10 protein-coding genes are annotated in these 14554 nt (G+C 71.7%); all 10 read left to right on the forward strand.

The features are described 5' to 3' along the window. Positions 1-48: 48 nt before the first annotated feature. Positions 49-939, forward strand: a complete 891-nt coding sequence (locus QMO76_RS01950) for a hypothetical protein (protein ID WP_306359386.1) — start codon at positions 49-51, stop codon at positions 937-939. A gap of 475 nt (positions 940-1414) precedes the next feature. After that, the gene (locus QMO76_RS01955) at positions 1415-3400 is read left to right on the forward strand and encodes a peptidoglycan D,D-transpeptidase FtsI family protein (RefSeq protein ID WP_372341881.1); all 1986 of its coding nucleotides are present in this window, start codon (positions 1415-1417) and stop codon (positions 3398-3400) included. Positions 3401-3579: 179 nt separating this feature from the next. Beyond that, positions 3580-5217 carry a UDP-N-acetylmuramoyl-L-alanyl-D-glutamate--2,6-diaminopimelate ligase gene (locus QMO76_RS01960; protein ID WP_306359387.1) on the forward strand — a complete coding sequence of 546 codons (1638 nt, stop codon included), beginning with the start codon at positions 3580-3582 and terminating at the stop codon, positions 5215-5217. Then, positions 5214-6809 (forward strand): UDP-N-acetylmuramoyl-tripeptide--D-alanyl-D-alanine ligase, encoded by a 1596-nt coding sequence (gene murF, locus QMO76_RS01965; protein ID WP_306359388.1) that lies wholly within the window; start codon positions 5214-5216, stop codon positions 6807-6809. Before QMO76_RS01960 ends, murF begins: the two co-directional genes overlap by 4 nt. Further along, positions 6806-7879, forward strand: a complete 1074-nt coding sequence (mraY, locus tag QMO76_RS01970; protein ID WP_029929299.1) for a phospho-N-acetylmuramoyl-pentapeptide-transferase — start codon at positions 6806-6808, stop codon at positions 7877-7879. The genes murF and mraY overlap by 4 nt, the downstream gene beginning before the upstream one ends. Positions 7880-7931: 52 nt before the next feature. Beyond that, positions 7932-9377, forward strand: coding sequence for a UDP-N-acetylmuramoyl-L-alanine--D-glutamate ligase (murD, locus tag QMO76_RS01975; protein WP_306359654.1), 1446 nt, complete (start codon positions 7932-7934; stop codon positions 9375-9377). Further along, the gene (gene ftsW / locus QMO76_RS01980; RefSeq protein WP_306359389.1) at positions 9374-10873 is read left to right on the forward strand and encodes a putative lipid II flippase FtsW; all 1500 of its coding nucleotides are present in this window, start codon (positions 9374-9376) and stop codon (positions 10871-10873) included. Before murD ends, ftsW begins: the two co-directional genes overlap by 4 nt. After that, on the forward strand, positions 10870-12003 hold the full coding sequence (gene murG / locus QMO76_RS01985) for an undecaprenyldiphospho-muramoylpentapeptide beta-N-acetylglucosaminyltransferase (protein WP_306359390.1): 1134 nt from the start codon (positions 10870-10872) through the stop codon (positions 12001-12003). The genes ftsW and murG overlap by 4 nt, the downstream gene beginning before the upstream one ends. Beyond that, positions 12000-13511 (forward strand): UDP-N-acetylmuramate--L-alanine ligase, encoded by a 1512-nt coding sequence (murC, locus tag QMO76_RS01990; RefSeq protein ID WP_306359391.1) that lies wholly within the window; start codon positions 12000-12002, stop codon positions 13509-13511. Before murG ends, murC begins: the two co-directional genes overlap by 4 nt. A gap of 6 nt (positions 13512-13517) precedes the next feature. Then, a complete protein-coding gene (locus QMO76_RS01995; protein WP_306359392.1) occupies positions 13518-14324 on the forward strand; it encodes a cell division protein FtsQ/DivIB in 807 nt (268 codons plus the stop codon). Positions 14325-14554 lie beyond the last annotated feature (230 nt).

Here is a 14554-nt window from a genome sequence, read left to right on the forward strand (position 1 = left end):
CCGGAGCCGACGACCACGCGCGGGCGCATGTGCGAGCGAGGTGGTCCGATGACGATGACGCAGGGCCGCGTGCAGCGCCGCGAGAACCGCCCGGCCCGACGGGTCGAGGCGGCCGAGCAGGTGAAATCCGGTGCGGCGCAGCGGGCCTACGCCAAGCGGCGCAGCCGCGAGAGCGCACCCGCCCTGCCGCGCGTCGGGGCGGGGGAGCCGGTGCTGGCCGGGCGCATCCCGTTCGTGGCGACCATTCTCGCGCTGCTCGGCTGCGGACTGGCGTTCACCCTGCTGCTCACCACCCGCGCCACCGAGGACAGCTATGAACTCGGCGCGGCCCGGCGGGTGAACCAGCAGCTCTCCGATGAGCGCGACGCGCTGGCGCGTGACGTGGCGGCCGCCGACTCGGCCCCCGAACTGGCCTCCCGCGCCCGCGAACTCGGCATGATCCCGGCCCGCGACCCCGCGCGCCTGGTGATCGGCCCGAACGGTGAGGTGATCGTGGTCGGTGACCCGACCCCGGCGGCGGGCTCACCCGCGCCCCCGCTCAACACTCTGCCGCCCAGCCCGGGCACACCCCCGCCGAACCTGTCGCAGGCACAGGGCGAGCGCGTCGTCCCGGTCACCACCACCCCGGCAGCGCCGCCCGCGGCGAACCAGAACCCGGCCATCCAGGCCGCCCCGCAGCCTCCGGCCGCTTCGCCGAATCAGCAGCCTCCGGCCGCCCCGGTGAACGAGGGCACGCCGCAACCCCCGGCCGCTCCGGCCGATCAGCCTGAACCTCAACAGGTTCCGCCCGCCCCGGAGGCCGCGCCGCAGCTCGCACCTCAGGACTCGGTCGCGCCCGCACCGCACGAGGCCCAGGAGCCCCCGCAAGCCCCCCTGCCGGTCGCACCGAACCCGGTGCAGGCCACCTCCGCCCCGGCCCTCCAGGGGGTGCCGCGATGACACGAGTTCGGCGCACGCCCGCCACGGCACCGGTGGACCGCGAGGCCGCGGGTTCGGCCCCACGGGCCTCTCGCGGCCGGGTCTCGACGGGATCGGCGCGTCCCGGGGTTGCCCGGGTGCTCCGTCCACGCGAAGCCGGTGCGCACCACACCCGCACCCGCGGTTCGGGACATGCCGGCGCGCCCGCCGGGCATCCGAATCCAGTCCGTTGCGGTGGTGAGCCGATCACGCATGCCGTCGCTGTCGCCGCGCGCACGGTGGCCGGGGGTGCGGTGGCCGGGGGTGCCGCGATCCGCCGCGACCGTACCGAGCGGAGTGCGGCTCGACCCGACCGGTCGCGGCCGAACCCTGGTGCGGGACCGTTCGATTCGCGCCTCGAGCGCCCGGGATCGCGCCGAACCGCGGTCGTGCCGACATCGGCGTGCGGCCTCATGCTGACGGATGCACAGAGCGAGGTGATCGGGTGACGTCGCGGATGTCGCGTGGCCGTGATTCCGGCCGCGGTCGTGCCGAGAACGGGCGCGGTCGCGGCCGTTTCGGTGGTGGTGGCGGGAACGGCGGTGGCGGGCGCGCGGATTCGGGGAAGCGCGCCGCGGGGGCGCGGAGCCCGGCGGGGGCCGCCCGCGGACGCAAGCCGTCCAGACCGCGGCCCGCACCTGGGCTGGACGCGTCCACGCGGTTCCGGTTCGGTGTGGGGCGGATCGTCATGCTGGTGGCGCTGCTGGTCGCGGCGTTGCAGCTGCTGTGGATCCAGAGTGTGTCCGCGCCACGGCTGTCGGCGGAGGCGGCCAGTCAGCGGACGGTGCACCAGATCGATGCCGCCACCCGGGGTCCGATCCTCGACCGCAACGGCAAATCACTGGCCTTCACCGTCAATGCCAAGGCGCTGACCTTCCAGCCGGTGCGGGTGCGCAAGGACCTGCAGGAGGCGCACGACGAGAATTCGGCCGAACCCGAGCCGGACGAGCGCATGCAGGCCATCGCGACCTACATTCACGACAAACTCGGCACCGCCGCGCCGGAACAGGATCTGCTGAAGAAGCTGCGCAGCGACGAGCCGTTCGTCTACCTGGTGCGGAATGTGGATCCCCGGGCGGCGGCCGACATCAGCCTGAAATTCCCGGAGGTCGGCACCGAGCGACAGGATCTGCGCGAATATCCGGGCGGCTCACTGGCCGCCAATGTGATCGGCGCGACCGGCTGGGACGGGCACGGCCAGATCGGCCTGGAATCGGCCCTGGACGCCATTCTCGCCGGTACCGACGGCTCGCACACCTACGACCGCGGCTCCGACGGCGCGGTCATTCCCGGCAGCTGGCGCGACCGGCAGCCCGCCGTCAACGGCTACGGCGTCGAACTCACCCTCGACTCCGATCTGCAGTACTACGTGCAGCAGCAGACGCAGCAGGCCAAGGAGCTGTCCGGCGCGCAGGCCGCCTCGGCGGTGGTGCTGGACGCGCGCACCGGTCAGGTGCTCGCCATGGCCAACGACTCGACCTTCAACCCCGCCCTGGGGCCGCAGCACTGGACCTCCTCCTCACTGGGCAACCCTTCGGTGCAGGAGGTGTACGAGCCCGGCTCGGTGAACAAGATCGTCACCGCCGCCGCCGCCATCGAACACGGCCTCACCACGCCCGATGAGGTGTTGCAGGTGCCGGGCAATATCTTCATGGGCGGTGTCACGGTCAACGACGCCTGGGCGCACGGCGTCATGCCCTTCACCACCACCGGCATCTTCGGCAAGTCCTCCAATGTGGGCACCCTGATGCTGGCGCAGCGCATCGGCGAGGACCGCTACTACGAGATGTTGCAGCGGTTCGGCCTCGGCCAGCGCACCGGCGTCGGCCTGCCCGGCGAGAGCGCGGGCGTGGTGCCCTCCCGTGAGCAGTGGTCCGGCTCCACCTTCGCCAATCTGCCCATCGGCCAGGGCCTTTCCATGACCACCCTGCAGATGACCGCCATGTACCAGGCCATCGCCAACGACGGGGTGCGGGTGCCGCCGCGCATCGTGAAGGCCAAGATCGGCCCGGACGGCAACCGCACCGAGGAGGAACAGCCCGAGGGCGTGCGCGTGGTGAGCCCGCAGACCGCCGCCACCCTGCGCGAGATGTTCCAGGCCGTGGTGCAGCGCGATCCCATGGGCGTCCAGATGGGCACCGGCGTGCCCGCCGCCGTCGAGGGCTACCAGGTGGCCGGCAAGACCGGTACCGCGCAGCAGATCGACCCCTCCTGCCGCTGCTATTCCACCTCCAGCTACTGGATCACCTTCGCCGGTATGGCCCCCGCCGACAACCCGCGCTACGTGATCGGCCTGATGCTCGACGCCCCGGTGCGCAGCTCCGACGGCGGCGGCGGACAGTCGGCCGCACCGCTGTTCCACGCCATCGCGTCGTGGGCCCTGCAGCGGGATCGGGTGCCGCCGTCGCCGCCGGCGAAACCCCTGATCCTGCAGGCGTCCTAGGACCGGGAACGGGTGTGTGCACGCTCCGGACCACCCCGTGCCGACACCGGCGGGTGAGCGAACCGCGCCGCGCCGATCGCCCGGTGAGGCAACACAGGTAACCTGACTCGTCGATCCGTTGCGGTGGCACCGCGACGCGCTCGATCACCGCCCAGCTGTTCACCCCAGAGAGGAGCTTCGTGCCCGCGCAGTCGCAACCGCGTAGCGGAGGTTCGACCGAGCCGCAGGTACTCCGGCCCGCGGACCCACCGGCGACCACCCTGCGCACGGTGGCCGAGCTCACGGGGGCGCGGTTCGCGCCGCACGACCGGCGCTCGGCGGACGCGGAGCTCGCCGCCGCGGCCCCGGACGAGGTCCGGGTCACCGGTATCGAGCAGCGCTCGAACGCCGTCCGACCCGGTGACCTGTTCGCGGGTCTGGCCGGGGAGCGGGCGCACGGGGCGCGCTTCGCCCACGACGCGGTCACGCGTGGTGCGGTCGCCGTGCTGACCGACGCGGCGGGCGCGGAGACCATCGGCGCCATCGACGTGCCGGTGCTGGTGTGCGAGCAGCCGCGTGCGGTGCTCGGCGCACTGTCCTCGGCCCTTTACGGCGATCCGTCGCGGCGGCTGCGCATCATCGGCATCACCGGCACCTCCGGCAAGACCACCACGTCGTATCTGGTGGAGGCGGGCCTGACCGCGGCCGGGCTGAGCACCGCGCTCATCGGCACCATCGAGACCCGCATCGGCGGCGTGCGCGTGCCCAGTGCCCTCACCACCCCCGAGGCCCCGCAGCTGCACGCCATGTTCGCGGTCATGGTCGAGCGGGGAGTGCAGGCCGTGGTCATGGAGGTGTCCAGTCACGCGCTGGCGCTGGGCCGGGTGGACGGCGTCGAGTTCACGGTGGGCGCGTTCACCAACCTGTCCCAGGACCACCTGGACTTCCACGCCGACTTCGAGGACTACTACGCGGCCAAGCGCCGCTTGTTCGATCCGGCCTCGTCGGTGGGCGCGGCCACCTCGGTGATCTGCGTGGACGACGCCTGGGGGCGGCGGCTGGCCGGGGAACTCGAACAGCGCACCCACATCGTGACGGTGTCCACCACGCAGCCCGCGCAGTGGACCGCCGCGGACATCACCGCCGGGCCGGGCGGCACCCAGAGTTTCACCGCCGCCCGCGGCGCGCTGAACATGCCGGTGCGCCTGCGCCTTCCGGGGGACTACAACATCGCCAACGGCCTGCTGGCGGTCGCGGTGTGCGATGCCGCCGGGGTCGATCCGGCGACGGCCGCCGCCGCGCTGGGCGAGGTGGACGTGCCGGGCCGCATGCAGCGGGTGGACCGCGGTCAGGACTTCCTCGCCGTGGTGGACTACGCGCACAAGCCCGCCGCCGTGGAATCGGTGATCGCCACGCTGCGAACGTATCTCGCCGAGCAGGGCGCGGGCGGCCGCCTGGCCGTGGTGGTGGGCGCGGGCGGTGACCGCGATGCCGGGAAGCGCCCGCTCATGGGTGCGGCCGGGGCGCGCGGCGCGGATCTGCTCATCATCACCGACGACAATCCACGCGGGGAGGATCCGGCCGCCATTCGGGCGGCCGTGCGCGCGGGCGCCGACGCGCTGCCGGAGGGGCATCGTGGCGAGGTGCGCGAGGTGGGGGATCGGGCGGCCGCCATCGCCGCCGCCGTGGACTGGGCGCGGCCCGGGGACGCGGTGCTGGTGGCGGGCAAGGGACATGAGACAGGGCAGGAGATTTCGGGTGTGAAGTATCCGTTCGACGACCGCGAGGTGCTCGCGGCGGCTCTCTCCGAGAAAACTAAGGACCTGACGGTTTCATGATCGAGATGACACTGCGGGAGATCGCGGAGGTCGTGGGCGGCACGCTGCACGACTGTCCCGACCCGGAGGTGACCGTGACCGGCGCGGTCGAATTCGATTCGCGCCGTATCGGATCCGGCGACCTGTTCCTGGCGCTGCCGGGCGCGCGGGTCGACGGACACGACTACGCGCACCAGGCCGTCGCCGCGGGGGCGGTGGCGGTGCTGGCGGCGCGACCGGTCGGCGTGCCCGCCATCGTGGTCACGCCGTCCCGCGACACGGACGACGGCCACGCCCCCAGCCGGGCACTGGCCCTGGCCGCCGACACCGACGGCTCCGGCGCGGCCGTGCTGGCGGCCCTGGCCGAACTGGCCCGCGCCAGCGTGGACCGGCTCGTCGCCGCGGGCGGTCTCACCGTCGTCGGCGTGACCGGATCCTCCGGCAAGACCTCGACCAAGGATCTGCTCGCCGCCGTCCTGAGCCCGCTGGGACCCGTTGTGGCCCCGCCCGGTTCGTTCAACAACGAGATCGGCCACCCCTGGACGGCGCTGCGCGCCGACGCCGACACCCGCTTCCTGGTGCTGGAACTGTCCGCCCGCGGCCGCGGCCACATTCGCGCGCTCACCGAGGTGGCCCCGCCCGGCATCGGCGTGGTGCTCAATGTCGGCACCGCGCACCTGGGCGAATTCGGCAGCCGCGAGGCGATCGCGGAGACCAAGGGCGAACTGGTGGAAGCACTTCCGGCCACCGGGCTCGCGGTCCTCAACGCCGACGACCCGCTGGTGTCCGCCATGGCGGCGCGCACCGCGGCGCGGGTGGTCCAGGTCGGTCTGGCCACCGGAGCGGACCTGCGCGCCACCGACGTCACCCTGGACGAGCAGGCGCGCGCCCGCTTCACCCTGCGGCGCGGTGCCGAGAGTGCGGACGTGGCCCTGGCCGTGCACGGCGAACACCAGGTCGGCAATGCGCTCGCCGCCGCCGCGGTCGCCCTGGAATGCGGGGCGGACCTGGCGACGGTCGCCACGGCTCTCGGTGCGGCGCAGGCGGTCTCGGAGCGGCGCATGGATGTGCGCACCCGCGCCGACGGCGTCACCGTGATCAACGACTCCTACAACGCCAACCCGGATTCGGTGCGGGCCGCGCTCAAGGCGCTGGTCACCATGGCCAAGTCCGGCGACACCCCGCGCCGCAGCTGGGCCGTCATCGGCGAAATGGGGGAACTGGGAGAGGATTCCGTGCTCGAACACGACCGGATCGGCCGGTTGACCGTCCGGCTCGACGTGGACCGGTTCATCGTCGTCGGTGCGGGCCGCCCGGTGCGCGCCATGTTCCAGGGCGCGGTGCAGGAAGGGTCCTGGGGCGAGGAGGCGGTGCACGTGCCGGATATCGCCGCCGCCGTCGACCTGCTCGACGACGACCTGGCCCCCGGTGACGTGGTGCTGGTCAAGGCGTCCAAGTCCGTCGGGCTGTGGGCCGTGGCCGAACACCTGACCGCCGTGGGCACGGATGCGCCCGCCGCCGAGTCGGATGCGCGGCCCGCCGCTGAATCCGATGCGCGGCCCGCCGCTGAATCCGATGCGCGGCCCGCCGCGGTGGAGGAGGCCGCGCGATGACCCAGATCCTCTTCTCGGCCGCCATCGCGCTCGCCGTCTCCATTCTGCTCACCCCCGTCCTCATCTCCATGTTCGCCAAACAGGGCTTCGGACAGGAGATCCGGGTCGACGGCCCGGAGAGCCACAAGGCCAAGCGCGGCACCCCCACCATGGGCGGCGTCGCCATCCTCGCCGGCATGTGGGCCGGTTACCTCGGCACCCACCTCATCGGCATGAGTTACGGCCAGCCCGGACCGTCGGCCTCGGGCCTGCTGGTGCTGGGGCTGGCCACCGCGCTGGGCGGCGTCGGCTTCCTCGACGACTTCATCAAGATCCGCAAGCAGCGCAATCTGGGCCTGACCGCGGCGGGCAAGTACATCGGACAGCTCACCGCCGCCGTGGTCTTCGGCGTGCTGGCGCTGAAATTCCGCAACGACAGCGGACTGACCCCGGCCAGCAAGCACCTGTCCTACGTGCGCGACATCACCACGGTGTCGATGAGCGTATGGATCTTCCTGGCCTTCGTCTGCCTGGTCGTGGTGGCCTGGTCCAATGCGGTGAACCTCACCGACGGCCTGGACGGTCTGGCCGCCGGATCCATGAGCCTGGTGCTGGGCGCGTACATGATCATCACCTTCTGGCAGTGGCGCAACGCCTGCGTCGACTACCCGGAGGCGGGCTGCTACAACGTGCGCGATCCGCTGGATCTGGCGCTGGTGTGCGCGGCCGGTGGTGCGGCGTGTATCGGATTCCTGTGGTGGAACGCGGCTCCCGCGAAGATCTTCATGGGCGACACCGGTTCGCTGGCGCTGGGCGGCCTGCTCGCGGGCCTGTCCATCACCACGCACACCGAGCTGCTCATGATCGTCATCGGCGCGCTGTTCGTGGCCGAGGCGGCGTCGGTGGTGCTACAGGTCGCGGTCTTCCGCACCACCCGGAACCGGCTGTTCAAGATGGCCCCGTTCCACCACCATTTCGAATTGAGCGGCTGGGCCGAGACGACGGTGATCATCCGATTCTGGATGCTCGCCGGTATGGCGTCCGCGGTTGGTCTGGGCCTGTTCTACAGCGAGTATCTGTCGGTCGGGTAGGTCGAAGGCGATGGTCGAACATTCTCCGAGGGTTCTCCGGTCACCGGGGCCCATGCTCGAATTCCTGCGTGGCCGGGACGTTCTCGTCGCCGGATGGGGGGTGTCCGGGCGCTCGCTGATCGAGCCGCTGCAGGACATCGGCGCGCGTCCGGTGGTCACCGACGGGGGTGAGAAGGCCCTGGCCGAGGCCGCCGAACTCGGTCTGGCCACCGCCACCCCCGCGGATCTGGTGGAACACGGCGCGCTGGACCGGTTCGCGCTGGTGATCACCAGCCCGGGCTGGCGGCCGGATTCCCCGGTGCTGGTCACCGCGGTCACCTCCGGTATCCCGGTCTGGGGCGACGTGGAATTCGCGTGGTGGGTCGATCAGGCCCGCATCTACGGTCCGGTGCGCAAGTGGCTGGTCATCACCGGCACCAACGGCAAGACCACCACCACGCAGATGACGCACGCCATCCTGCGCGCGGCCGGAATCCCCAGCGTGGCCTGCGGCAATATCGGCACCCCCATCCTGGACGCGCTGCGGCGCAATCCCGGACCGCAGGTGCTGGCCGTGGAACTGTCCTCGTTTCAACTGCATTGGGCCCCCTCGGTGCGCCCCGAGGCCGGGGTGGTGCTGAACGTGGCCGAGGATCACCTGGACTGGCACGGCGGCCTCGATGCCTACGCCGCCGCCAAGGCCCGCGCGCTCACCGGGCGGGTCGGCGTGGTGGGCCTCGACGACGCCGTGGCCGCCGCGCTGGCGCGAAAGTCCAAGGCGCGCCGCACCGTCGGCTTCCGGGTCGGCGTGCCCGCCGACGGCGAACTCGGCGTGGTGGACGGCAAACTGCTCGACCGCGCCTTCACCAAGGCCGCCATTCTGGCGGAGGTGGGCGATATCAGCCCGCAGGGCCCGGCCGGGGTGGCCGATGCCCTCGCCGCCGCCGCGCTCACCCGATCCATCGACGTGGCACCGCAATTCGTGAAGGAGGGCCTGGCCGAGCACAAGGTGGGTCCGCACCGGGCCGCCTTCGTGCGCGAGGTCGCGGGCGTCGACTTCATCGACGACTCCAAGGCCACCAACCCGCACGCCGCGCGGTCGTCGATCCTGGCGCACCCGCACGTGATCTGGGTGGCGGGCGGTCAGCTCAAGGGCGCGGGCGTGGAGGATCTCGTCGAAGAGGTGCGTGAACACCTCGTCGCCGCCGTGCTGTTCGGCCAGGACGCCGATGTGATCGCCGCCGCGCTGGCGCGACACGCCCCCGACGTCCCGGTCGTGACCCTGGGTTCGGGGGACGATGCAGAGATGGTCGCCACCGAACTCGCCGCGATCGGGCCGGACGCCGTCATGGCGCGTGCGGTGCACGCCGCCGCCGGATTCGCCCGGCGCGGTGACACCGTGCTGCTGGCCCCGGCCGCCGCGTCGCTGGACATGTTCACCGACTACACCCATCGCGGCCGCAGCTTCGCCACCGCGGTGGCGGACCTGAACGAGAAGGACATCGGGAGCCCCGAATGACCGCCACCCGGCCCGCCGCGGCGCAGACCACGCGCCGGGCCCGGGCCGGTTGGTTCGGGGCGTGGCTGGCCCGCCCGCTGGCATCGTTCCACCTGGTGGTGAGCATCGCCGCCCTGCTCACGGTGCTCGGCCTGGTCATGGTGCTCTCCGCCTCCAGCGTGGAGGCGTACGCCGTCGGCAAATCGGCGTATTCGCTGTTCGTCCAGCAGGCGGCGTTCGCGGCGGTGGGCGCGCTGGCGTTCTATGTGGCGCTGCGGATTCCGCTGCGGCTGCTGCGGCAGCTGTCCTTCCCGGTGTTCGCGCTGTCGGTGGTACTGCTGGTGCTGGTGCTCATCCCCGGCATCGGCACCAAGGTGTCGGGTTCGCGGCGCTGGTTCGACCTCGGATTCGTCTCGGTGCAGCCCTCGGAGATCGTGAAGGTCACCCTGGTGGTGTGGGGCGCGCACCTGCTGGCCTCGCGCCGCGCCGAATACGTCGACGGCCACGTGGGCTACCGCGAGATCCTCATGCCGCTGGTGCCGGCCGGTCTGCTGGTGTGCTTCCTGGTCGTGCTCGAGCCGAATCTGTCCACCACCATCGCGCTGGGCATCGTGCTGGCCGCGCTGCTGTGGTTCGGTGGGCTGCCGCTGCGCATGTTCGTCACCATCGCCGTCTCCGGTGTGGTGGCGGCGGCCGTGCTGGCGCTGTCGGCGGGCTATCGCTCCGACCGCATGCGCGCCTTCTTCAATCCCGGTGAGGATCCGCAGGGCATCGGCTACCAGTCCCGGCAGGCGCTGTATTCGCTTGCCGACGGCGGCATCTGGGGCCGCGGCCTCGGACAGAGCCGGGCCAAGTGGAGCTATTTGCCCAACGCACACAACGATTTCATCTTCGCGATCATCGGCGAGGAACTCGGCTTTCTCGGATGTGCGCTGGTGCTGGGACTTTTCGCGCTGTTCGCCTACACGGGGCTGCGCATCGCCACCCGCTCGGTGGACCCGTTCCTGCGCCTGCTGTCCGCCACCGCCACCACCTGGATCACCGGTCAGGCGCTGATCAATATCGGCTATGTGGTGGGGCTGCTTCCGGTCACCGGCCTCCAGCTGCCGCTGGTGTCGGCGGGTGGATCGTCGCTGGCCATCACGCTGCTCATGTTCGGCATCGTCGCCAATGCCGCGCGGCACGAACCCGAGGCGGTGGCGGCCCTGCACGCCGGCGGGGACGGCCGGTTCAGCCGCCTGCTGCGGCTGCCGAAGCCGGAGATCTACTCCGCCGGGCGCGCTCGCGCCGCCCGCGCCCGCTCGGCCGCCAAACGCTCGGCGAAGGCGGTGAAACCGGGCGCGAAATCGCGACGCGCGCTGCCACCGAGCGGTCGGGGCAGCGCGGACGCGCGCAGGTCGATAGATTCGGATTCATCGCGTCGCCGTTCGGCCTCCACCGAATCGTGGCGCAGCACCCGGGCCTGGGAGCCCAGCTATCCGATGAGACATGCGAGAGAACGGGGAAACTCGAGGTGACAGGGGAGCGACCGCTCTCGGTGATCGTGGCGGGCGGTGGCACCGCGGGGCATATCGAGCCCGCGCTGGCCGTGGCGGACGCGCTGCGGCGAATCGACCCGAATATCCGGGTGACCGCACTGGGCACCCAGCGCGGACTCGAAACGAAACTCGTGCCCGAGCGCGGCTATCCGCTGGAACTGGTGCCGCCGGTGCCGCTGCCGCGCAAACCCACCATGGATCTGCTGCGGCTGCCGGGGCGCGTCCGCGCCGCCGTGTCACGGACGCGCCGGATCATCGACGCCGTCGAGGCCGATGTGATCTTCGGAGTGGGCGGCTATGTCGCGCTGCCCGCCTATCTGGCGGCCGGACCGGGCCTGCTGCGGCGGCGTCGCAGGGTTCCGGTGGTCATCCACGAGGCCAATGCCATGGCCGGTATCGCCAACAAGGTCGGTGCGCGCGTCGCGGCGCGGGTGCTGGCGGCCGTGCCGGATTCGGGCGTGGCGGCCCGCGGCCGGGCCGACGCCGAGGTGGTCGGCATCCCGGTGCGCGGGTCCATCTCCGGACTCGACCGCGCTGGTCTGCGGGCCGCCGCGCGCGCGGAATTCGGCCTGCCCGCCGAGGGGCCGGTGCTGCTGGTCTTCGGCGGTTCGCAGGGCGCGCGCACCCTCAACGAGGCGGTCTCGGCCGCCGCGCCGCAGCTCGTCGCCGCCGGGGTCTCGGTGCTGCACGCGCACGGACCGAAGAACAACCTCACCCTCGACGACGCCACCGGCGACACCGCGAAATACGTTGCCCTGCCATATCTGTCGCGCATGGATCTGGCCTATGCCGCCGCCGACGCGGTGGTGTGCCGCTCCGGCGCCATGACCGTCGCCGAGGTGTCGGCCGTCGGCCTGCCCGCCTTCTACGTCCCCCTCCCGCACGGAAACGGGGAGCAGGAACTCAACGCGCGCCCGGTGGTGGCCGCCGGCGGTGGCAGAATCGTGGCGGACGCGGAGCTGACTCCGAAATACGTGATCGACGAGGTGATACCGCTGCTCATGGATTCCGATCGGCTGACGGCAATGGGACGTGCCGCGGCGGGCGCCGGACATCGCGACGCCGCCGACGTCATCGCGCGTATCGTGCTGGAGGTGGCGGGCCGATGACGGAGGAGACGGCGGCAGCGGTCGAACAGGGCACCGATCTGCCCGCGAGCCTGCACCGCGTGCACATGATCGGCATCGGCGGCGCGGGCATGTCCGGCATCGCGCGCATCCTGCTCTCCCGGGGCGGACTCGTCTCCGGCTCGGACGCCAAGGAGAGCCGCGGCGTGCTGGCGCTGCGGGCGCGCGGCGCGCAGGTGCGCATCGGTCACGACGCCAGCGCCCTGGACCTGCTACCCGGCGGCCCCAGCGCCGTCGTCACCACCTACGCCGCCATTCCCAAGACCAATCCGGAACTGGTGGAGGCGAATCGCCGCGGCATCCCGGTGCTGCTGCGCCCCGCCGTCCTCGCCTCGCTCATGCAGGGGCACCGCTCGCTGCTGGTCTCCGGCACGCACGGCAAGACCTCCACCACTTCCATGCTGGTGGTGGCCTTGCAGCACTGCGGATTCGACCCGTCCTTCGCGGTCGGCGGCGAACTCAACGAGTCCGGCACCAACGCCCACCACGGCACCGGCGGCAGCTTCGTGGCCGAGGCCGACGAGAGCGACGCCTCGCTGCTGCAGTACGCGCCGGATGTCGCGGTGGTCACCAATATCGAATCCGACCACCTGGACTACTTCGGCTCCGACGAAGCCTATGTGCAGGTCTTCGACGACTTCGTGGACCGCCTGGTCCCCGGCGGGAAACTCGTGGTCTGCCTGGACGATCCGGGCTCGCTGAGCCTGGCCGAACGCACCGTGGCGCGGCTCGCCGATGATGATCGCGGTATCCAGGTGCTCGGTTACGGCTCCGCCGGAGTGGCGACCGAGGTGCCCGTCGCCGCGCGGCTGCACTCCTGGGAACCGCGCGACGTCGGCGGCGTGGCGCAGTTCCAGCTCGCCGACGAACCCGCGCCGCGTACGCTCCGGCTCTCGGTGCCCGGCCGCCATATGGCGCTCAACGCGCTCGGCGCGCTGCTGGCCGCCCGCGCCGCCGGGGCCGACGTCGGTGAGATCATCCAGGGGCTGGAGGGTTTCGGCGGCGTGCACCGGCGCTTCCAGCTCACCGGGCGGGAGAACGGCGTGCGCGTCTTCGACGACTACGCCCACCATCCCACCGAGGTGCGCGCCGTGCTCGGCGCGGCGGCGGAACTGGTGGCGCAGGAGGCCGCCGACGGGGCCCGGTCGCGGCCCGGCCGGGTGATCGTGGTCTTCCAGCCGCATCTGTACAGCCGCACCGCCACCTTCGCGACCGAATTCGGGGCCGCTCTCGATCTCGCCGACGAAGTGGTGGTGCTCGACGTGTACGGCGCGCGCGAGGAGCCGCTGCCCGGCGTGAACGGGGCGCTGGTGGCGCAGGCCGTCACCAAACCCGTGCACTACCAGCCGGATATGTCGCGGGTGGGCCGCCAGGTGGCCGGACTCGCGCGCCCCGGCGATGTGGTGATCACGATGGGTGCGGGCGATGTCACCATGCTGGGCGGCCAGATCCTCGACGGGCTGCGCGCCCGGCCCGCGCACGGGCGGTGATCCGGCTTGCGCCGCGGGGGAGTGGACACCGAGACGGCCGAACCGGTCGATGATTCCGTCGACCGGGACGGCCGCGATCGGCACGACGACGCGGCGGCCCGGTGGGCCCGCCTGCGGCGCGGTCGCCGCGATCCCTGGTGGATCCGGGCCCGCGAGTCGCGACGGGTGCGCATCGGCGTGGCGGTCGGGGTCGTCGTCGCGCTGGCGCTCGGCCTGGTCGCCTATCTCTCACCGCTGCTGGCGGTGCGCACGGTGCGCGTCGACGGCCTGTCGGTGGTGACCGAGACCCAGGTTCTCGACGCGCTCGACATGCCGGAGGGCCGGTCCATGCTCCGCATCGACACCACCGAGCTGGCGCAGCGGGTGGCGCGGCTGCCCAAGGTGCACTCGGTGCGGGTGCAGCGGGTGTTCCCGTCCTCGGTGCGCGTGACGGTGGTCGAACGCACACCGGTGCTCTACTTCGAGGCGCCCGACGGCGCGCACTTGATCGATTCCGACAGCGTGGAATTCGCCATCGAACCGGCCCCGATCGGAGTACCGAAATTGGTCACCGAAACTCCCGGCGGCAACGATCCCGCCACCCGTGCGGCGGTCACCGTGATCAATGCGGTACCGGTATCACTGCGGCTCGAGGTGGGAGAGATTGTGGCGAGATCGGTTTCGGACATTCGGCTCGAGCTACGCGACGGACGGCGCGTGCTGTGGGGTGGATCCGACGATTCCGAGCGCAAGGCGGCGGTGGTGATTCCGCTGCTGACGCGCGACGGCGAGGTGTTCGACATTTCGAGTCCGAATCTCGTCACGGTAAAGTGAGCGATACCCTTTGGGACGCCGAAATTTTCGGTGGTCACCCGGAGCGCTTCCGGCTGCCATCCCGGCACCGGAGAGCAACCGTCCACGATACGATGCGAGGCGGGTCGGACGAGTGGGATCACGCAAGATTCTGAATCTCGTTTCGGCGCGCCTGCGCCCGTAACGCGGTAGCTGCGAATAGCGTTCCGCAACAGTCGGATACTTGACATAACGCTAAAGCTATGGTTGAG

Origin of the sequence: Nocardia sp. CC227C (assembly GCF_030767025.1) — a bacterium.
Lineage (GTDB): Bacteria > Actinomycetota > Actinomycetes > Mycobacteriales > Mycobacteriaceae > Nocardia.

Bases quoted from the DNA above. Each gene is read 5' to 3' on its own strand.
- murD (WP_306359654.1), top strand. From the start codon at position 7,932: ATGCTCGAATTCCTGCGTGGCCGGGACGTTCTCGTCGCCGGATGGGGG.
- murF (WP_306359388.1), top strand. From the start codon at position 5,214: ATGATCGAGATGACACTGCGGGAGATCGCGGAGGTCGTGGGCGGCACG.
- mraY (WP_029929299.1), top strand. From the start codon at position 6,806: ATGACCCAGATCCTCTTCTCGGCCGCCATCGCGCTCGCCGTCTCCATT.
- QMO76_RS01955 (WP_372341881.1), top strand. From the start codon at position 1,415: ATGTCGCGTGGCCGTGATTCCGGCCGCGGTCGTGCCGAGAACGGGCGC.
- ftsW (WP_306359389.1), top strand. From the start codon at position 9,374: ATGACCGCCACCCGGCCCGCCGCGGCGCAGACCACGCGCCGGGCCCGG.
- QMO76_RS01950 (WP_306359386.1), top strand. From the start codon at position 49: ATGACGATGACGCAGGGCCGCGTGCAGCGCCGCGAGAACCGCCCGGCC.
- murC (WP_306359391.1), top strand. From the start codon at position 12,000: ATGACGGAGGAGACGGCGGCAGCGGTCGAACAGGGCACCGATCTGCCC.